The 17,818-nt window shown below is 58.9% G+C and carries 18 protein-coding genes; 7 read left to right on the top strand and 11 right to left on the bottom strand.

The window, feature by feature from the left end; genetic code table 11:
* Positions 1-17: 17 nt before the first annotated feature.
* The 7 genes from WG29040_RS17615 to WG29040_RS17585 all read right to left on the bottom strand — a co-directional run bounded on the left by WG29040_RS17615 (position 18) and on the right by WG29040_RS17585 (position 8,286).
* Positions 18-953 carry a LysR substrate-binding domain-containing protein gene (locus WG29040_RS17615; protein ID WP_003440985.1) on the bottom strand — a complete coding sequence of 312 codons (936 nt, stop codon included), beginning with the start codon at positions 951-953 and terminating at the stop codon, positions 18-20.
* A gap of 117 nt (positions 954-1,070) precedes the next feature.
* Complete coding sequence (locus WG29040_RS17610) at positions 1,071-2,363, bottom strand: histidine-type phosphatase (protein ID WP_003440986.1); 1,293 nt, start codon at positions 2,361-2,363, stop codon at positions 1,071-1,073.
* Positions 2,364-2,513: 150 nt separating this feature from the next.
* Entirely contained in the window at positions 2,514-3,818 is a 1,305-nt protein-coding gene (locus tag WG29040_RS17605; RefSeq protein WP_127196597.1) for a histidine-type phosphatase, read from the bottom strand.
* A 38-nt stretch (positions 3,819-3,856) separates the two neighbouring features.
* Positions 3,857-4,642 carry an oligogalacturonate-specific porin KdgM family protein gene (locus tag WG29040_RS17600; RefSeq protein ID WP_127196596.1) on the bottom strand — a complete coding sequence of 262 codons (786 nt, stop codon included), beginning with the start codon at positions 4,640-4,642 and terminating at the stop codon, positions 3,857-3,859.
* 148 nt (positions 4,643-4,790) lie between these two features.
* Positions 4,791-6,167, bottom strand: a complete 1,377-nt coding sequence (locus WG29040_RS17595; protein ID WP_003440995.1) for an MFS transporter — start codon at positions 6,165-6,167, stop codon at positions 4,791-4,793.
* A 116-nt stretch (positions 6,168-6,283) separates the two neighbouring features.
* Positions 6,284-7,126, bottom strand: coding sequence for an inositol monophosphatase (locus WG29040_RS17590; RefSeq protein ID WP_003440998.1), 843 nt, complete (start codon positions 7,124-7,126; stop codon positions 6,284-6,286).
* A 149-nt stretch (positions 7,127-7,275) separates the two neighbouring features.
* Positions 7,276-8,286: a LacI family DNA-binding transcriptional regulator gene (locus tag WG29040_RS17585; RefSeq protein ID WP_010655882.1), complete on the bottom strand. Its 1,011-nt coding sequence runs from the start codon at positions 8,284-8,286 to the stop codon at positions 7,276-7,278.
* 406 nt (positions 8,287-8,692) lie between these two features.
* On the opposite strand from WG29040_RS17585, the gene WG29040_RS17580 reads away from it, so the two are divergent.
* The gene (locus WG29040_RS17580) at positions 8,693-9,934 is read left to right on the top strand and encodes a glutamine synthetase family protein (RefSeq protein WP_177412990.1); all 1,242 of its coding nucleotides are present in this window, start codon (positions 8,693-8,695) and stop codon (positions 9,932-9,934) included.
* 99 nt (positions 9,935-10,033) lie between these two features.
* A complete protein-coding gene (locus tag WG29040_RS17575; RefSeq protein ID WP_127196595.1) occupies positions 10,034-11,365 on the top strand; it encodes an MFS transporter in 1,332 nt (443 codons plus the stop codon).
* A gap of 130 nt (positions 11,366-11,495) precedes the next feature.
* Here the strand turns inward: WG29040_RS17575 and WG29040_RS17570 are convergent, their stop codons facing one another.
* The 4 genes from WG29040_RS17570 to flgA form a co-directional block, all read right to left on the bottom strand.
* A complete protein-coding gene (locus WG29040_RS17570; protein WP_010655880.1) occupies positions 11,496-12,233 on the bottom strand; it encodes a flagellar brake protein in 738 nt (245 codons plus the stop codon).
* 91 nt (positions 12,234-12,324) lie between these two features.
* A complete protein-coding gene (locus WG29040_RS17565; protein ID WP_029612370.1) occupies positions 12,325-12,792 on the bottom strand; it encodes a flagella synthesis protein FlgN in 468 nt (155 codons plus the stop codon).
* Between the two features lie 59 nt (positions 12,793-12,851).
* Entirely contained in the window at positions 12,852-13,178 is a 327-nt protein-coding gene (flgM, locus tag WG29040_RS17560) for a flagellar biosynthesis anti-sigma factor FlgM (protein WP_127196594.1), read from the bottom strand.
* Between the two features lie 151 nt (positions 13,179-13,329).
* On the bottom strand, positions 13,330-13,998 hold the full coding sequence (gene flgA, locus WG29040_RS17555; protein ID WP_232286843.1) for a flagellar basal body P-ring formation chaperone FlgA: 669 nt from the start codon (positions 13,996-13,998) through the stop codon (positions 13,330-13,332).
* Between the two features lie 160 nt (positions 13,999-14,158).
* On the opposite strand from flgA, the gene WG29040_RS17550 reads away from it, so the two are divergent.
* From WG29040_RS17550 to flgD, 5 genes are all read left to right on the top strand, one after another.
* Positions 14,159-15,121 carry a chemotaxis protein CheV gene (locus WG29040_RS17550; RefSeq protein ID WP_127196593.1) on the top strand — a complete coding sequence of 321 codons (963 nt, stop codon included), beginning with the start codon at positions 14,159-14,161 and terminating at the stop codon, positions 15,119-15,121.
* A 13-nt stretch (positions 15,122-15,134) separates the two neighbouring features.
* Positions 15,135-15,962 carry a protein-glutamate O-methyltransferase CheR gene (gene cheR / locus WG29040_RS17545; RefSeq protein WP_003441051.1) on the top strand — a complete coding sequence of 276 codons (828 nt, stop codon included), beginning with the start codon at positions 15,135-15,137 and terminating at the stop codon, positions 15,960-15,962.
* Between the two features lie 245 nt (positions 15,963-16,207).
* Positions 16,208-16,615: a flagellar basal body rod protein FlgB gene (gene flgB, locus WG29040_RS17540; RefSeq protein ID WP_003441054.1), complete on the top strand. Its 408-nt coding sequence runs from the start codon at positions 16,208-16,210 to the stop codon at positions 16,613-16,615.
* Positions 16,616-16,618: 3 nt separating this feature from the next.
* Complete coding sequence (gene flgC, locus WG29040_RS17535) at positions 16,619-17,062, top strand: flagellar basal body rod protein FlgC (protein ID WP_003441056.1); 444 nt, start codon at positions 16,619-16,621, stop codon at positions 17,060-17,062.
* Positions 17,063-17,077: 15 nt separating this feature from the next.
* On the top strand, positions 17,078-17,803 hold the full coding sequence (flgD, locus tag WG29040_RS17530) for a flagellar hook assembly protein FlgD (RefSeq protein ID WP_003441059.1): 726 nt from the start codon (positions 17,078-17,080) through the stop codon (positions 17,801-17,803).
* The last annotated feature ends 15 nt before the right edge of the window (positions 17,804-17,818 follow it).

Here is a 17,818-nt window from a genome sequence, read left to right as displayed (position 1 = left end):
TTGGCCGGTTCGGGTTGCTAGCCGCTGGCGGTTTCAACCAGGGTTGCGCCGGGCCACTGCTGATCGAGCACCAGTTTTTTTGCCACCTCTACCATCACCAGCCGCGTGGCCAGCGCCGCGGGGGACAGTTCGTCATCGGCCAGGGTCGCCAGAAGATTACGCCGGCCCACATGGGGATCAGTGATTTGCACCAGTGAAAGCCCGGACTCGCCTTTAAGCGCCGCTGCCGCGCCGGGTTGAATCGTGGCGGCATGCCCGGCCCGCACGGCGTTCATCAAGATTGCCAGACCGTCGACTTCCATCACGATATTGGGGGTGATCCCCGACCGCTCAAAGGCCGTCATCAAGGTTGAACGCAGCCCGTGTTGCGAACTCGGCATCACCAGCGGCAAGCCCCCCAGATCCGCTATCTGCACGCCATCACCGCGAGGAGCATTGGGTAATTGGGGTGAGGCGATGACAAACAGTTTTTCATCCAGCAGGGGGGTGATGCTCCAGCGCTTCCCGCCTTCGAGCTGAAACAGGATGGCCAGGTCGATCTGGCGGGCATTGAGCTGCGTGGCCAAATGGCCCGACAGCATTTCCACCAGATGCAACTGAATGTCCGGATAGCGCTCACGCATCGCATTGATCAAGGGCAGCGCGAGCACGGTAGCCGTGGTCGGGGCCAGGCCGACGCTGACGTACCCGCTCATACGGCCGCGATGGGCAGCCATCACGGCGTTTTCCGCCTGACGCAGGGTCAGTTGGGCGTGATGTAAAAAGGCAACACCGGCGCTGGTGGGGGTGACGCCGGTGGAGGTGCGATTCAGCAGGCGGGTCGACAGCTCGTTTTCGAGCCTGGAGACTTGCTGGCTCAGGGCCGAAACCCCGACCTCCAGCTCCAGGGCGGCACGTCCAAGACTGCCCAGTTCAACAATCTTTACGAAATAGCGCAGTTGCCTCAACTCCAAACGATACCGCTCCCCTCAAATGCTGATTCAGACGCCGGGAAATGCCTGGCGAGTCGCGCCGCTATTGTGCCCATCCCGGGTTCAACGCAGAAAGCGACTTTTACCCCAGGCCGCCGGTTATTGGAAGCTGTAAGGCGTGAGCGCGGTCGGATCAATGTTCTGATCGACTTTCAGCAGCGCCTCTTTGAGCGGGCACAGCAGGCCGACGCTGGTTTTGCGGCAGTCTTTGGCGCTGGCGAAATCACCCTTGAGCGGTTTTTCGGCGCCGTCCAGCCGGGTCAGGTTGCGGATCTGATCCATCGACTGGGCTTCAAAGGCGATGCGCAAAAAGTACTCGCCGGTTTTGACTTCCCGGTAACGCTCGAACTGCAGGGTGCCCACCGGCGGGATGTTGTTTTCCAGATAGTCACCCAGTTTCCAGCCGAAGCCGAGCATGGTGCGCAGGTACGAGATGTTGGTGTCATGGGCCACCAACAGCATCAGCGGTACATCGGGCGGGGTGCCTGGGGCATCTTTTTTGGCGAAGGAGGTGCCTTGCTTGAGCTCCAGGGAAATCTGGTTCATCAGCTCGGATGCGCCACGGCTGGCGATATAGGGGATGTCATTGAGGAAGTCGTATTTGGCTTTGGTCAGTACCATCAGGCTCGACACTTCGGCCGGGGTGCGGGCATTACCGAAGGCGACCTTGTCCAGCGGCAGGCCCTGGCTGTACTCCAGGCGGAACACTTCGCCCATGTTGGCCCCGGCGCTCAGGCCCTTGATCGAGAAGCGGCCCTTGGCATTTTCTTCGAGCACCCAGGGCTGTTTGCCGTACGGGCAATCAGCACCCGGCAAGCAGGCCACTTCCCGGAGTTTTTCTTCATAGGGTTTGTAGCGTGCCTGGGCGGCTTCGATGCTGCCCCCCAGGGCTTTGAATATGCCGGCCTTGGCTTTGTCCGGGTCGAGTGCGGCAAATGGCATTTCATTGGCCTGGAACAGGGCGTCCTGTTTGCCTGCAACGTAGGTCGGCTGGAAACCGCAACCGGGGAACATGCCGTCGAGCAAGGCCTGGGCCGTGGCTTTGGTGCGTTGCAGGGGGCTGGCATGGACCAGCAGTTGGCTGGCGTCCGGGCAGCCTTTGGGGATCAGCCCGGCAGTGCGCAGCACCTGGCCCCGGTAGCGGCCCATTTCCACGGCGCCGGTGTAGCCGTGACCGGTCAGGTTGCCCAGGGGCACCAGCCAGGTCGGCCATTGGCGTTGGGTGACGCTGGTGAGCAGTTTTTCATTGGACTCGGTAGGCGGGCGGACTCCGTGGCGGCTGACCTGTACCACTTTATCCAGGACGTAGCCGTCACTGGATGGCGTTTGGGCAAAGGCTGGCGGGCTGAGCATGCCGGCCAGCAGCAGGCTGGCATAGAGCGAGGTCTTCATGGGTTTTCCTTTTAGTCTTCCTGGACACAATGGGCGCAGAGTCTAGTCGGCTAATGACTCAAGTACGGTGAATCCTGTAGTCGCTGCCAAAGGTTGCGATAAGGGCCCAAGGACCTTCGTCTCTGTCCGGCCCCATCGCAGCCTGCGGGTTTATGGGTAGCGCGCTGTGGTCATCGCTGTGCGGTCAATGGCTTTGCTCAGGTTGCCGGCAAAACTCTCCAGCGGGCACAGGGTGCCAACCGCGGTTTTCTTGCAGCCGGGCTGTTCGAAGTCCACCTGCAGCGGCGGGTTGTTGCCGGTCAGCGGGGTCAGGTTGCGGATCTGATCCGGTGACTGGGTCACGAAGGTGGTCCTGATGAAGCGTTCGCCACTGTTGGTATCGCGATAGCGTTCAAAAGCCAGGGTGCCGGTGGGCGGGATGTTGCCGGGCTGGTACTCGCCCAGGGCCCAGTGAAAACCGAGCATGGTGCGCAAGTGCGAGAGGTTGGTGTCGTGGGCGACAATCACCAGTAACGGGGCTTTGGGCGGATTGCCCAGCGGGTCGGATTTTTCCAGTGCGGTGCCTTGTTCCAGTGCCAGCAGCAGCTGGTTCATCAACTGCGAACCACCGCGTTTGGCAATGTGCGGCGTGTCATTGACGAAGTCGTACTTGGCGCGGTGCAGTCGGGTCAGGGCCATCACCTGTTTGGCGTTGGCGGCATGGCCGAAGGCGACTTCGGACAAAGGTTTGCCTTCGCTGTATTGCAGGCGAAAGGTTTCGCCCAGGGATGACGCCTTGTCCAGGCCCTTGATCTTCAGACGCCCCTCATCATTCTGTTTAAGCACCCATTCGGCTTCGTAGAACGGGCATGGTTTGCCTTCGATACAGGCTGCGGCCTTGAGCAGGTCCAGGTCCGGTTGCAGTCGGGCCTTCGCCGCCTGCAGGTCACCGCCCAGGGCCTTGAGGATTTCACCTTTGGCGATCACCGGATCGATGCGGGCAAAGTCCATCTTGTCGGTCTGGAACAGCGGGTCGAGTTTTTCCGTGCTGGCCAGGGCCTTTTGTCCGCAGCCGGGGAACATGCCGTCGAGCAATGCGCCAGCGGTGGCGCGGGTACGCTGTTTGGGGCTGGACAAGGTGTACACCGTGGCGGTGTCCGGGCAACCCGCCGGGAGCAACCCGGCCTGACGATAGTGCCCGGCCTGCCAGGCGCCCATCAGGCTGGCTGCCAGATAGCCGTGGCCGGTGAGTTCGCCGTCACGCACCAGCCAGGTGGGCCACTGGCGCCGGGTGGCGTCCACCAGTTTTTGCGTGTCGGTCTGCGGGCGTACGCCGTGGCGGCTGACCTGCACGGCTTTTTCCAGTACGTAGTGGCCGTTGTCCTGGGCGTGGGCAATCTGGGGGGCGCTGATGCTCAGGGCCGCCGTCAGCAGCGGGCCGCTGAGGCGAAAAAGGGCCGAAAGAGAAACGTTCATTCACAGTCTCCTGGAGGGGGTTGCAGGGGGGCGCGCGATCAGAATTTGTATTTAAAGCCCACGCGATAGCGGGCCTGACGCTCGTCGGTGTCTTTGTCGACGTACACGTCGGCCACTTCAAAGTAAGGAATAAACCGGTGGGTCACTTTGTAGTCGATGACGAACTTGTTGCTGTAGTTACGCTTCTTGCCGTCAAACGCTATCTGGTTGCTGTAAATCTCTTTGCGCGCTATGCCGATGGACATCCGGTCGGTTCGGTACTTGCCGCCCAATGACCAGACGTTGTCCCTTTTGCTTTCCTTGCCGTCATCTTTATAGGTGGTGACCTTGTAGTAGTAACCGGGGATCACGGAAAAACTGTTGTTCAACTCGTAGGGGAACTTGAACGCCGGTTTATAGGACTTTTTATCCTTGCCCTGGGAGTAGGTGAACTTGGGTTTGAACTTCAGGCGCTTGGTGAGTTTGTGTGAATACTTGACCTTGCCTTTCAGGGAATCCTTGGTCATGTGTTCAAACGGTTGGCCGGGCTGACCGTTTTCCTTGACTGCGGGGCTGGCAACCATCTGGAAGGAGAACGCCAGGCCATTGTCCAGGGCCTGGGTGATCATCACCTTGTCGGTGTGGTCGCGATCCTTTTCGTTGTACTGATGCTGGTAATCCAGATCCAGTGCGTGGGACGCAGTGGGCATCAGCATGAGCGCGCCTTCCAGTGCGGTGAAGCACAGGGCGGCGATCAGACCGTTGTAGCGACCGGGTTTGCACACGTGTGCATTCTGCGGCGAAAAAAAAGATGTGTTCAGGGCTTCATTCAATGGATAGGTCATCTTGTTTGCTCGTTTATTGTTGTTGTTAGTTCCAAGACACGGCGGTATTGCTCTTGGGAAACACACAACTCCTTGCTGGCCAGTCGCCAACTATGCGGGATGAATGTTGCAGGTATATGTCACTTTTTGTTTCAGGATCAAGAGCGGTCTAAATCTTTGCCGGTTCAGCAAAGGCTGCTGTTTTACCCATAGGCGGTTGTGTGCGCTTTTGGATATACAGGGCAAACAGGGCGGTCATGAGCACCGAGATCAGCGAGGCACTGACCCAGAAGATCGACAGGGTCTGGAATTGATAGACCTTGCTGCCATTGCTCAACACCGTAGTGCCGTGCTCGATCAGTACGCCGGTAAGAATTTCACCTGCTGCAGCGCCGCCATAGCTGGCGATACCGATCATGCCCAGCGCAGCACCGGAAGCGCTTTTGGAGGCAATGTCAGTGGCCATCAGGCCGCCGAGGAAACACAGCAGAGCCCCCATCGACAGACCGAAGAACATCATGGCCGTAGCATCCAGCCAATAGTGGCCGGCCGGAACGAACAGGAATGCGGCCAGCGACGCGGTGTTCATCAAGCCGAAGATCATCGCCAGGGCATTGCGCTTGCCGTTGAAGAAACGGTCCGAAATCAGCCCGCTCAGGCCGGTACCGATAATCCCGAAAACCCCGGTAATGGAGATCAGTGTCGAGGCGCTGAGGGTGTTGTAGGCCTTGGCGTTTTCCAGGAAGAACACGCCCCAGGAAATCACTGCATAGCGCCCGATGTACATCAGGCAAGAGGCCAGGGCGAGCAGCCACAGGGCCGGGTTTTTCAGCAGTTCCAGCTGTTTGCCGAAGATGCTCGGCCCCGTCTTGTCATGGGGTTCAGGGGCTTGTACCGGGGGGAAGCCGCAACTTTGTGGCGAGTCGGCCATAAAAAAGTAAATCAGGGCCAGCCCCGCCAGGCCCATCAGGGTGGCTAGCCAGTAGCCGAACTGCCAGCCCCAGGTCACCACCACAGCGGCCACGGCCACGTAGGTCAAGGCTTCGCCCAGGCTGTGGGCAATCGACCAGAAGCCATAGAAGGTCCCGCGTTCCTTGTCGGTGTACCAGCGCGACAGCGAGACCACGCACGGCCCGACCCCCATGGATTGGGCCCAGCCATTGAGGCCCCAGATCAGGGTCAGAATGATGGTGTTGGTGGTCATGCCCATGCAGGCATTGACGATGGCGCTGAGCAGCAGGCCCAGCATCATGAAGCGGCGCACATTGGAGTGATCGGCCAGAAAGCCGTTGACCAGTTTGCCGATGGCATAGGCGAAGAACAGCGCCGAGCCGATGATGCCCAGTTGGGTGGGGCTCAGAATGTTGTTCGATACCAGTGCCGGCTTGACCACGTTGAACGAGAGGCGACACACGTAGAACAAGGCGTAGCTCAGTGACATGGATATAAAGGTCTGCCAGCGCAAAACCCTGAACCTTTGCATGTCCTGGCTGGGGATACCCTCGCGGGCAGGTGCAGCCTTGAAGGCATTGAGTAGAGATTTCATGGCGCAAGATTTCCTGTTTTTGTTTTTCTAGGGGCCTGCTTGTAAAACCTTTTCTGGATCTGTCCGGTACAGCCTGATTGATCTGACTTGCCGGGTTGAGCCTGCAGCCACAGCAGTCAGCTGTTCAGAGAAGGCCCGATCATACGGGCCAGTGCCGGGTACAGCTGAGGCGCGGCCACCAGTAGCGGGTTGCCTTCGATCAGGCCCCGGTCCTTTAAAAAGTCACTGCATTGACCGCCGGCTTCGCTGACCAGTACCAGACCGGCGAGGCAATCCCAGCTGTTGATATGGGTTTCGTAGTAACCGAGCAGGCGCCCGGCGGCGACGTAGGCGATCATTAATGCACCCGAACCATTACGAATGAACATTCCGCCTTCATCCAGCAGCTGTTTGATGAAGGGCAGAAAGTGTTCCTTGCCCCGTCGATGGGAGGTACCGACCCCGGTTACGCCCAGGGTCAGATCGACAGCCGGGTTGACCACGATGGGGGTCTGGTTGACGTAGGCGCCCAGGCCTTTGCAGGCATGGAACAGTTCGTCGTGGTTGGCGTCGGCCACGGCGCCCAGGCTGGGCACGCCATCCACCAGCAAGCCGATGGACACACACCAGGTGTGCAGGCCGTTGACGAAGCAGCTGGTGCCATCAATCGGGTCGACCACCCAGATGCAGCGTGCCTGCAAATCGCTGCCGCCGGTTTCTTCGCCGAGAAAGCCATCTTCGGGGAAGTGTTGGGCCAATTGCCCCTTGATGAAATCTTCCAGTTCGCGGTCGGCCATGCTGACCACGTCCTGGCCAACACCGTCCTTGTGCGCGACTTCCAGGGTTTCGCGCTGGCGATAGTATTCAAGCCCCAGCTGCGCCGCCTGTACGGCGATGCGCTGGGCTTGCAGATAGCGATGTTCGAGGGCCAGCGGCTGGTTTGGGTCGAGGTCCAGATGAGCAGTGAGGGTTGCCGGCATGCTTTTTTTCCTTGGATTGCACACGTGTGCAATCTGCTGTTTAAAAAAAGTGAATGGACCTTTTTGCCTTGGGGCGGGCAGGGGGCGATTCACTGTTGGGGCTAATACAACACGAAACAAAAATTCAATTCAACATAAAAATAAAACAATTATTCCACCGTGCTGCCGCGACGAACCAGAGACACCGCAATAGAGCCGTGCAGGCCACAGTGCTGAAAATTTTTGCGACGGGCGACAATTGCGGCTACCGCGCTTTTTGCCAGTTCACTGCTGTTCTGGCGCAGGGTGGTGAGGTTGTAGGCCAGGTGCGCAGCCTGGGGAATATCGTCGAAACCTATGACTTGCACGTCGTTCGGCACCGATAACTGCAACTTGTAACGCAGCCCGTCCAGCGCGCCCAAGGCCAGCATGTCGGTGGCACAGAACAGGGCGTCCGGTCGCTCGCGGCCGCTGAACAATTGTTGTACGGCGCCAAGTCCGCCGTCATAGCTGGGCGCTGCATCCAGAACCGCGACCGGGCTCAGGCCCGCTTCGGCGAGCCGGTCGCGAAAGCCTTCCCAGCGTTCGCGGCTACTGAAGTTGTTTTGCCCCTGGCCGATGAAGGCCAGGCGTCTGGCGCCACCGGCGAGCAGGGTGGCGGCTGCCAGGCGGCCGCCGCCGCGGTTGTCGCTGCCGATTACCTCGGCGCCTTCCAGTTCGTGTCCGCGGTTGATCATGGCCACCGGGATCTGGTGTTTCAGGTAATGCTGAACCACCGACAGCGGCGGTGATGCCGAGGTCAGAATCACCCCGGCAATCTGGTAGCTGAGCAGTTCGTGCAGAGACTGTTCGAGTTGCCGCGGGTCATCGGCGTTCATCAACAGTGGCATCAACCCCTGTTTGTTCAGCGCCTCGGTGATCGGACTGAGCAGGCTGGCCCGAAACGGGCTTTCAAAACCTGCGGTGACCACGCCGACGAAATTGCTGTAGCCCTTGTTCATGGTGCGGGCGATCAGATTGACCTGGTAACCCAGGGCCCGGGCCGCAGCCATGACCTTGTCGCGGGTAAGCGGCGACACGCTGGCGCCCGGGGTGAAGGTGCGTGAAACCGCTGAGCGGGAGACTCCGGCATGGCGCGCGACGTCGTGGGCGGTGATCAAGTGAGTGTCGTCTTTAGGCATGCCGGGCACTGCGAAGAAAAATAGAATCGCCACCCTAATGGCTTGTGTTGCCGTTGCATAGGTATCGGCGTTTTTTCGCGCTATCACGCTCTACGTCGTCGCTGCCAAGGAACAAAGACTGCGAGGGCAGATTCAGCGAGCTGAACATCTGAAGGCCTGGGGCCCTTATCGCAGCCCTCGTTCCTCGGCAGCGACTACGAGGGTATTCCAGGAATTGTTCGGCGACTGCTTGAAATCCCGAACGGGTGGTGCGTATTTTGTACGGATTGCCGTTCGCGGCCCGTACCACAACAAGGAAAGTGTCATGACGACCGATGACCAGCGCTCTCTCGCACAGCGATTGACCGGCATTGACGAGATTGAATGTGTGACTGCCGATTTGAACGGCGTTCCCCGGGGCAAGGTAATGACTGCAGCGGGGTTCCTCGAAGGGCGGCGTTTGCAAATGGCCCGGGGGGTGTTGCTGCAATGCATCATGGGCGGTTATCCCGAGGCGCGCTTTTACGGCAGCGATGATGGCGATCTGGCACTGGTGCCTGACCCGGCCCACATCTATCCCTTGCCCTGGAGCCAGCAACCCCGGGCGCTGGCCATTTGCGACGCGGATGAATTCAGCGGTGAAAGCTCGCGTTTGTCGACCCGTGGCCAGTTGAAGGCGGTCATCGCCCGTTATGCCGCTCGCGGCCTGGCGCCGGTGGTGGCGACAGAACTTGAGTTCTTTGTGTTCGCGCCCAACCCCGATCCGACCCAGCCGTTCCGTCCGCCGGTGGGCCTGGACGGTCGTCGCGAAGACGGTTTTTCGGCGTTCAGCATCAGTTCCAATAACGGTCTGCGGCCGTTCTTCAATGAAGTCTATGAGTGCATGGCGGCACTGGGCTTGCCCCGTGACACCTTCATGCACGAAATGGGCGTCAGCCAGTTCGAGATCAACCTGCTGCATGGCGATCCGCTGCTGCTGGCCGACCAGACCTTTTTGTTCAAGCACCTGCTTAAAGAAGTCGCACTCAAACATGGCCTGACCGTGGTGTGCATGGCCAAGCCCCTGGCGCACACGGCCGGCAGCTCGATGCATATTCACCAAAGTGTGGTGGAACTGGGCAGCGGACGTAATGTGTTCAGCGATGAGGCGGGGCAGCCGACCGCGACCTTCCGTCATTTTATCGGCGGACAACAGGCGGGCATGGCCGACTTTACGGCGCTGTTTGCGCCGAACGTCAACTCCTATCAGCGCCTGTGCCACCCTTATGCATCGCCGAACAATGCCTGCTGGTCCCATGACAACCGTGCCGCAGGGTTGCGGATTCCGGCCAGTTCACCGGTCGCCCGGCGGGTCGAAAACCGCTTGCCGGGGGCAGACGCCAACCCCTATCTGGCGATTGCCGCGAGCCTTGCGGCGGGCCTGTACGGGATTGAAAACGAGCTGGAGCCGACGGCTGCGATCCAGGGTGAATTCGAAGTGCCGGATTCTTTGTCCCTGCCATGTACCTTGCATGCCGCCCTTGAGCGTCTCAAACGCAGTCACTTGGCGATTGAACTGTTCGGTAAGGAGTTCATCGAAGGTTACATTGCGTCCAAGACCCTGGAACTCACCAGCTTCTATGATGAAATCACCCCCTGGGAGCGTCGTGTATTGGCGGCTCAGGCTTAATCGTTCAAGCGCCTGCCACTTGGCATGAGCGTTTGACACTGTGGCCGCCGGCTATCGAAGGATTGCCGGCGGCCCGCACACGGAGCTGCACGGAACGCCATGCACCAAATCTGGAAGTCTTTTCGCGCCCTGTATTTTGCTTCGCTGATGATGTTGATCGGCTCGGGGCTTTTGAGCACCTATCTTGCCCTGCGCCTGGCTGCCGACGATGTCGACGGCTTGTGGATCGGCGCATTGATGGCGGCCAACTATTTTGGTCTGGTGCTGGGCGGCAAGATCGGTCACCGGCTGATTGCCCGTGTCGGTCATATCCGGGCCTATGCCACCTGCGCCGGTATCGTCGGGGCAGCAGTACTGTGCCACGGCCTGACGGACTGGTTGCCGATATGGTTGCTGCTGCGGGTGATCGTCGGTCTGGGCATGATGTGCCAGTACATGGTCATCGAAAGCTGGCTCAACGAGCAGGCTGATGCCAAGCAGCGTGGGGTGGTGTTCAGTCTGTACATGATCGCTTCCTACCTGGGTCTGGTACTCGGCCAGCTGGTACTGGTGATTCATCCGGCCCTGGGCCCTGAATTGCTGATGCTGGTGGCGTTGTGTTTTGCCCTGTGCCTGGTGCCCGTGGCCATGACCCGGCGGATTCACCCGGCGCCGCTGCACCCGGCACCGATGGACCCGAAATTTTTTATGAAACGGGTACCGCAGTCATTGATTGCGGTACTGGGCGCCGGCTCGCTGGTCGGCTCCTTTTACGGCCTGGCGCCGCTGTATGCGTCGCAGCAAGGGCTGTCCACCGAACTGGTCGGCCTGTATATGGGCTGCTGCATTTTCGCCGGCCTGCTGGTGCAGTGGCCGCTGGGCTGGCTGTCGGACCGTTATGACCGGCCTTTGCTGATCCGGATCTTTGCCTTGATCCTGGCGGTGGTTTCATTGCCGCTGGCAATCCTGCCTTCAGTGCCGCTGCAAGTGTTGTTTGCAGCAGGTTGCCTGAGTGCGCTGGTGCAGTTCTGTATTTACCCGCTGGCTGTGGCGTTTGCCAACGACCACATTGAAGGCGAGCGCCGGGTTTCGCTGACCGCCATGCTGCTGGTGACCTACGGCATTGGCGCGAGCATCGGCCCTCTGGTGACCGGGGTGCTGATGAAACTGTTTGGCAGCCATATGCTCTACGCGTTTTTCAGCGTTGCGGGGTTACTGCTGGTTTGGCGCATACGGCCGAATGCGGTCACCAACCTGCACCAGGTCGACGATGCGCCTCTGCATCACGTTGCCATGCCTGACAGCATGTCCAGCTCACCGCTGGTGGCAGCGCTTGACCCGCGGGTGGATGAGCAGGTGGTGCAGGATCAGATGGTGGACAACATCGCACCGGAGCCTGAACCTGATCCTGAAACCGGGCATTCAGAACCTGAAACCAGGCCTGAGCCCTGAAGGCAGGAGCAAACTGACTGTAGGAGCGAGCTGACTGTAGGAGCGAGCTTGCTCGCGAGCTTTTGATCTCTCTTTGAAGAGCTCGCGAGCAAGCTCGCTCCTACAGGTTTATTTCTTTTTTACAGGCTTATCAGTAGTCGTCTTTATCGAACTGGCGCGCTTCGCGCTGCAGTTGATAGACAAAACGCTCGACCTGACGCTGCACAGCCCCGCTGATGTTATGAAACCGCAGGCCGGCAAAGGTGACGTTGAGGCGCTCTTCAAAATGCAGGTAGCGCAACTCCACGGCCGTGGTCATGGCGCCGAAGGGCAGGGCGGCACTGAAGCGCTCATACACCTGGCCCAGCTGCATGCTCTCGCCGATATTGCCTTCGAAGCGCAATTTGCAGCCCGTGGCCGATACATCAAGCAGCTTGCCCTTGAGCGGCGCCTTGAGCTTTTCGCCCGCCACTTCGACATTCACCAGATTGGCCAGTTTGAGCGCCGCGCGAAATGCGTTGCGCCGCTGGTGGTACAGCACTTCGCCCGGCAGGGCGGTGCGGTAGCAGCGGTGGTCATGGGCGTCGTCAATGGTCAGGCGGCTGGTGCATTCCCAGGCGATGCGTACGCCTTCATGGAAACCTTCAACCCGAAACGGTACGCCGTCCTGAAGAAAACGCTCGCCGTCACGGGGGATCATTTCGTCCAGGGCCATGGAGTTGCCCTCACGATCCACTTCGACCACATAGCTCTGGAAGCGCTGGCTGCGGTCCTGGAACGTAATAATCAGCGGGTCATGGCTCTCTTGCAGCATGCGCAGGCTGGAGGCCACTTCCAAAGGTGTGGAAAGCACCTTGGGTGGCTGCGGAGCATCTTGGGAATCGAACACGGTTCAGCGGTCTCCGGACAATAAACAGCAACACGCAGGGGGTGGCATTTTGCCATTGTGTTGCGTGTCTAGATAGCGTGACCGTGCAGGTTCAGGCCTGGCTGTAAGCGCGGGGTTTATCCAGCATTGAGGTCGAGCCGCGGGCGTCATACAGCGAAGGCGCTTCGCCGCCGTGCAGGATGCGCAACTGATTGGCGGTGATCGCCTGTTGCGTCTGGATCGATTGGCCGTTTAGCAGGTTGGCTGCCTGGCACCGGGCCAGCAACTGGTTCAGCAGATCGCTCTGTGTCAGCAATTGCTCGCCCACGCTGGAGTGGCTGGCAAGGCTTTCGAGGCCGCGGCGGTTGGTGGTCAAGCCCAGGCTTGCCAGTATCTCGCTGCGTCGGCGGCCATGCTGTTCAAGCAGGATGATCAACGACTGTTTACGCGCCAGAATATTTTCCAGCACCCGCATGTCGCGGCTTTTGAGGGCAATGGACTCGTCCTGCAACAGGCCGAGCAGTTGCTCGGCCGGTGCCAGATCGTCATTGATCAGTTGCAGCAAATTTTCATCGTGGATGTTGTGCATGTCGGGCTCATGGGTGTTAAGCGTCCAAAAGCCTGGCACTGGCCGTGGGCCTAGCGCTCAGCTTCTATATTCAGCAGTTTGCCGGCAACCCGATTGCTGTCGACTTTATAACTGCCATCGGCAATGGCTTGCTTCAATTCGGCAACCCGATTTTTATCGACCACCGGTTGGTCACGCAACGAGTCACTGATTTTCTGCAACTGTTGAGCTTCTTGACTGAGGTGCACAGATTCACCGCTTGGGGCGCTGACACTGGTTTGTTCAGGTTTTTTTGCAGGGGCCGCTTGCGTGGCGCTACCCGCTTCCTGGTTGGCATTGCTGCGGGTACTGCCGTTTAAGGGCGGGGCACTGTTGAGACGGCTAAAGTCGATGACCATGACGAAAAACCTCTGGGTATTTGGACGCTTGCCATGTTTTCGGCCAAATCCGGGAAAACTTTAGGCGCGATTAATCATGGCTGACTGCTTGTCGGTACTGACCTGCGTCAAGGCACAGTGTAGGAAAGTCGCGAAACTGATGCCAACTTTCCTAGAGTGCTACTTCAACCTGGCCCGGTGCGGTAATCCGTGCGCGGATGACGCGCTTGGAGTTCAGGTTTTTAACCCGGATCTGTTCGCTGAGGCCACCATCAGACAGGGCCTCGCCGGGCATCTTGACACTTAATGTGCCGCTACGTGCGCTGATCACCACGTGATCGCCTTTACGCACGGCCGCAGCCTGTTCCAGATGGGTGAGGGTCAGCACCTGATCAGTGACCATGGGCCGCAGCAGCTTTTGCCCCACTGCCAGCTCGGTCGCGGTCAGGTAGCCCTGTTTGATCAGGCTGATATCGCGCTCGCGCAGGGTGACATCGGCGTAGTCGATGACCATGCCGCGCTGCAGGGGGTGGGTCACGGTGACGACATCGCGGAACAGTTTGACCTGTGCCGGAACAAAGATGGTCCAGGGTGAGTGCCCTTCACAGCGTACGCGCACAATGACGCGGCCCATGGGTTGGGCCGGGCTCTCGAGGCTGGCTGTCAATTCCTTGTCACACCAGGCCAGGCGCAGCCGGGGGTCGAGGTTGTTGACCTGGATTTGATAGCGGCCCTCGATCTGACCAGTGGCAAGGTAGTCTTCGACGGTAAATTCAAGAAAGCCCTGGGTCACGCCGATAAGCTGATCAGGCGATGTGAATTCATCGGCGTGGGACGGCATGCCGATAACCGTCAGGCACAAGGCCGCAAGCAGGCTGAAACAGCAGCGCGGCACGTGGCAGGATTTTGTCGTTTTAGCGTTCATGGCAGATAAATAGCAAAGCCCGTGCCGTTTGCCGGGCAATGTGTGTCGTAACTTAAAGTTTTAACAGGAGCTGAGTATGGCCGGGGTGATGGATGCGGTTAACCAGCGCACTCAACTGGTAGGGCAAAACCGCCTTGAACTGTTGTTGTTTCGTCTGGACGGGCCACAGCTGTACGGGATCAACGTGTTCAAAGTCAGGGAAGTGCTGCAATGCCCCAAGCTGACAATGATCCCCAAATCCCATCCAGTGGTATGTGGAGTGGCGAATATTCGCGGGGCGACCATCCCGATTCTCGATCTGGCAATGGCCACCGGGTCGGGTCCCCTGCAAGATCAAAGCAGCCCGTTTGTCATCATCACCGAGTACAACACCAAGACTCAGGGCTTTTTGGTTCGTTCGGTCGAGCGTATCGTCAACATGAACTGGGAAGACATTCATCCGCCACCCAAGGGTGCCGGTCGCGACCATTACTTGACGGCTGTGACGCGACTGGACGAGCAACTGGTGGAAATCATCGATGTGGAAAAGGTTCTGGCTGAAGTTTCGCCTTCGCCGGAAACCATTTCCCAGGGGGTGATAGATGTCGAAACCCAAGCCAGAGCGCTGTCTTTGCGGGTGCTGACGGTCGATGATTCGTCGGTGGCGCGTAAACAGGTTGCCCGTTGCCTGCAAACGGTCGGGGTCGAGGTGATATCGCTGAACGACGGCCGTCAGGCGCTGGACTACCTGCGCAACATGGCGGGTGAGGGCAAGGACCCGGCCGAAGAGCTTCTGATGATGATTTCGGATATCGAGATGCCGGAAATGGACGGCTATACCCTGACCGCCGAGATTCGTAACGATCCACGCATGAAAAATTTGCACATCATTCTGCATACTTCATTGTCCGGTGTATTTAATCAGGCGATGGTCAAGAAAGTCGGTGCCGATGACTTCCTGGCCAAGTTTCGCCCCGATGACCTGGCATCCCGGGTAGTAGACCGGATCAAAGCAGCAGACCATAGCCAGGGTTCATCCCTGGCGGTCAAAACGATTTAAGAGGCGCGATCATTTGTCGACGGCTAATTTGGATTTTCAACAGTTCCGGGTTTTCCTGGAAAAAGCCTGTGGCATTTTGCTGGGTGAGAACAAGCAGTACCTGGTCTCCAGTCGTCTCAACAAGCTGATGGAGCAGCAAGGGATCAAGTCCCTGGGCGAGCTGATTCAGCGCATTCAGAGCCAGCCCCGCAGCGGGTTGCGCGAGCAGGTGGTCGATGCCATGACCACCAACGAAACCCTGTGGTTTCGCGATACCTACCCCTATGAAGTACTGAAGAACAAAGTCCTGCCCGAGCAGATCAAGGCCAGTCCCGGTCAGCGTCTGCGTATCTGGTCGGCGGCGTGCTCTTCGGGGCAGGAACCCTACTCGCTGTCGATGGCGATTGACGAGTTTGAGCGCAGCAATCCGGGACAGTTGAAAGCCGGGGTGCAAATTGTGGCCACCGACCTCTCCAGCTTGATGCTCAATACCTGCAGAACCGGCGAATACGACAACCTGGCGATTGGTCGCGGTCTGTCGCAAGAGCGCTTGCAGCGCTATTTCGACCCCAAAGGGCCCGGGCGCTGGGTGCTCAAAGCGGCAATCAAGAGCCGGGTCGAGTTCCGCTCCTTCAACCTGCTGGACAGCTACGCCGGGTTTGGCAAGTTCGACATCGTGTTTTGTCGCAACGTGCTGATCTATTTTTCGGCTGAAGTGAAGAGAGACATCTTGCTGCGCATTCACAGCACCTTGAAGCCGGGCGGCTACCTGTTTTTGGGGGCCTCCGAAGCGCTTAATGGCTTGCCGGATCATTACCAGATGGTGCAATGCAGCCCGGGGATCATTTACCAGGCCAAGTAAGCAAAACGGGAGCCCTTGTACGGCTCCTTTTTTATGCCTGCCAATCTTTCCCTGCAGGAGCAGGGAGGGGGCGGCAGAAAAACGGCAGTCAGCGGTCAGGCATTGCCGCTTTTATGACATTGCCGCGCCCCATCTCCCTGCAAAGCCCTGAAATATGGGCCTTAGGTAATTGGCACGGGGTTTGCTCAGTTCATGTCATATAAAGCCTGAATTGCGTTCAGGTCAGCCCACAAAGGTTTCCCGACATGAGCATCAGCTTCGATAAAGCGCTCGGTATCCACGAACAGGCCCTGGGCTTCCGCGCACAGCGGGCCGAAGTGCTGGCGAACAATATCGCCAATGCCGATACCCCGAACTACAAGGCTCGGGACCTGGATTTTGCCTCCGTGCTCGCCGCACAAAGTGACAAAAACCAGAACGGCACGTTTGCGTTGAACAAGACCAACGGCCGGCACATCGAAGCCCAGGGCCTGAGCAGTGGCGACGAGTCCCTGCAGTACCGGGTGCCGATGCAACCGTCGATTGACCAGAACACGGTGGATGCACAGCTGGAACAGTCGAACTACGCAGAGAATGCGGTCAACTTTCAGGCCAGCTTCACTTTGCTCAACAGCAAATTCAAAGGGCTGATGTCAGCCCTGCGCGGGGAGTAATTCATGTCTCTAGCCAGTGTTTTCAATATCGCCGGTAGTGGCATGAGCGCGCAGACCACGCGCCTGAACACCGTCGCCAGTAACATCGCCAACGCCGATACCGTGTCGTCGAGCATCGACCAGACTTATCGCGCGCGGCACCCGGTGTTTGCCACCATGTTTCAGGGCGCGCAAAACGGCACCGACGGTTCACTGTTCCAGAACCAGGACGGTGCCGGCAAAGGCGTGCAGGTGCTGGGTGTGGTCGAGGACCAGAGCGAGCTCCAGGCCCGTTACGAGCCCAGCCATCCTTCTGCCGACGCCAAGGGCTACGTGTACTACCCCAACGTCAATGTGGTTGAAGAAATGGCTGACATGATTTCTGCCAGCCGTTCGTTCCAGACCAACGCGGAAATGATGAACACCGCCAAAACCATGATGCAGAAGGTCCTGACCCTCGGTCAGTGATAAGGGACGACGCAAATGAGTGTGACCGATTCCACCAGCGGCCCGACCCTTAATCAGGTACTCGCCAACTCGGCCCGGACCACGACCACCGACACCAGCCTGGGCGGGGCGTCCAAGGCCGTTGCCGGCAGTAGCTCCCTGGGCAAGGATGCATTCCTGCAATTGCTGGTCACCCAGCTGAAAAACCAGAACCCGCTGGACCCGCAGGACAACACGGCGTTCGTTGCCCAGCTGGCGCAGTTCAGCAGCCTGGAGGGCATCACCACTCTGAACGATTCGGTGAATTCCATCACGGGTGGCCTGCAGTCGTCGCAAGCCTTGCAGGCGTCGTCGCTGGTGGGCCGTTCGGTGATAGTGCAAACCGGCGAAGCCTATGTCGACCCCGCCAGCGGCAAGCCGTTTAACGGCACCGTGGTGGTCAAGGATGCCGATTCCAAACCCACCATCACTATTACCGATGCTGACGGTGAGGTGGTCAGGACCATCGACATGGGCACCCAGAAAGCCGGCAATGTCGACTTCACCTGGGACGGCAAGGATGACGACGGCCTGTTGCTGGACAAGGGTAACTACACCTTTACCGCATCCAGTAAAACCGACACGACCACTACCGCGCTCACCACCTACCTGCCAGCCACGGTCAACAGCGTGACCCTGAGCAAGACCGGCGGTGAAATCATGCTCAACCTCGCAGGCCTGGGCAGCATTGGCATATCCAAAGTCCAGACCATTGGCCTCTAAGCCGACCCAAGGAGA

Origin of the sequence: Pseudomonas sp. PAMC 29040, assembly GCF_003994535.1 — a bacterium.
Classification (GTDB): Bacteria; Pseudomonadota; Gammaproteobacteria; order Pseudomonadales; family Pseudomonadaceae; genus Aquipseudomonas; species Aquipseudomonas paraversuta.
The sequence above is the reverse complement of the archived record's forward strand: the minus strand, read 5'-3'. Positions and strand labels throughout refer to the sequence as shown.

Excerpts from the sequence above, each read along its gene's own strand:
- flgC (WP_003441056.1), top strand. The coding sequence starts at position 16,619 with ATGTCTCTAGCCAGTGTTTTCAATATCGCCGGTAGTGGCATGAGCGCG.
- WG29040_RS17550 (WP_127196593.1), top strand. The coding sequence starts at position 14,159 with ATGGCCGGGGTGATGGATGCGGTTAACCAGCGCACTCAACTGGTAGGG.
- WG29040_RS17575 (WP_127196595.1), top strand. The coding sequence starts at position 10,034 with ATGCACCAAATCTGGAAGTCTTTTCGCGCCCTGTATTTTGCTTCGCTG.
- WG29040_RS17610 (WP_003440986.1), bottom strand. The coding sequence starts at position 2,363 with ATGAAGACCTCGCTCTATGCCAGCCTGCTGCTGGCCGGCATGCTCAGC.
- flgM (WP_127196594.1), bottom strand. The coding sequence starts at position 13,178 with ATGGTCATCGACTTTAGCCGTCTCAACAGTGCCCCGCCCTTAAACGGC.
- flgD (WP_003441059.1), top strand. The coding sequence starts at position 17,078 with ATGAGTGTGACCGATTCCACCAGCGGCCCGACCCTTAATCAGGTACTC.
- flgA (WP_232286843.1), bottom strand. The coding sequence starts at position 13,998 with ATGCCGTCCCACGCCGATGAATTCACATCGCCTGATCAGCTTATCGGC.
- WG29040_RS17585 (WP_010655882.1), bottom strand. The coding sequence starts at position 8,286 with ATGCCTAAAGACGACACTCACTTGATCACCGCCCACGACGTCGCGCGC.
- WG29040_RS17600 (WP_127196596.1), bottom strand. The coding sequence starts at position 4,642 with ATGACCTATCCATTGAATGAAGCCCTGAACACATCTTTTTTTTCGCCG.
- flgB (WP_003441054.1), top strand. The coding sequence starts at position 16,208 with ATGAGCATCAGCTTCGATAAAGCGCTCGGTATCCACGAACAGGCCCTG.
- WG29040_RS17605 (WP_127196597.1), bottom strand. The coding sequence starts at position 3,818 with ATGAACGTTTCTCTTTCGGCCCTTTTTCGCCTCAGCGGCCCGCTGCTG.
- WG29040_RS17595 (WP_003440995.1), bottom strand. The coding sequence starts at position 6,167 with ATGAAATCTCTACTCAATGCCTTCAAGGCTGCACCTGCCCGCGAGGGT.
- WG29040_RS17580 (WP_177412990.1), top strand. The coding sequence starts at position 8,693 with ATGACTGCAGCGGGGTTCCTCGAAGGGCGGCGTTTGCAAATGGCCCGG.
- WG29040_RS17590 (WP_003440998.1), bottom strand. The coding sequence starts at position 7,126 with ATGCCGGCAACCCTCACTGCTCATCTGGACCTCGACCCAAACCAGCCG.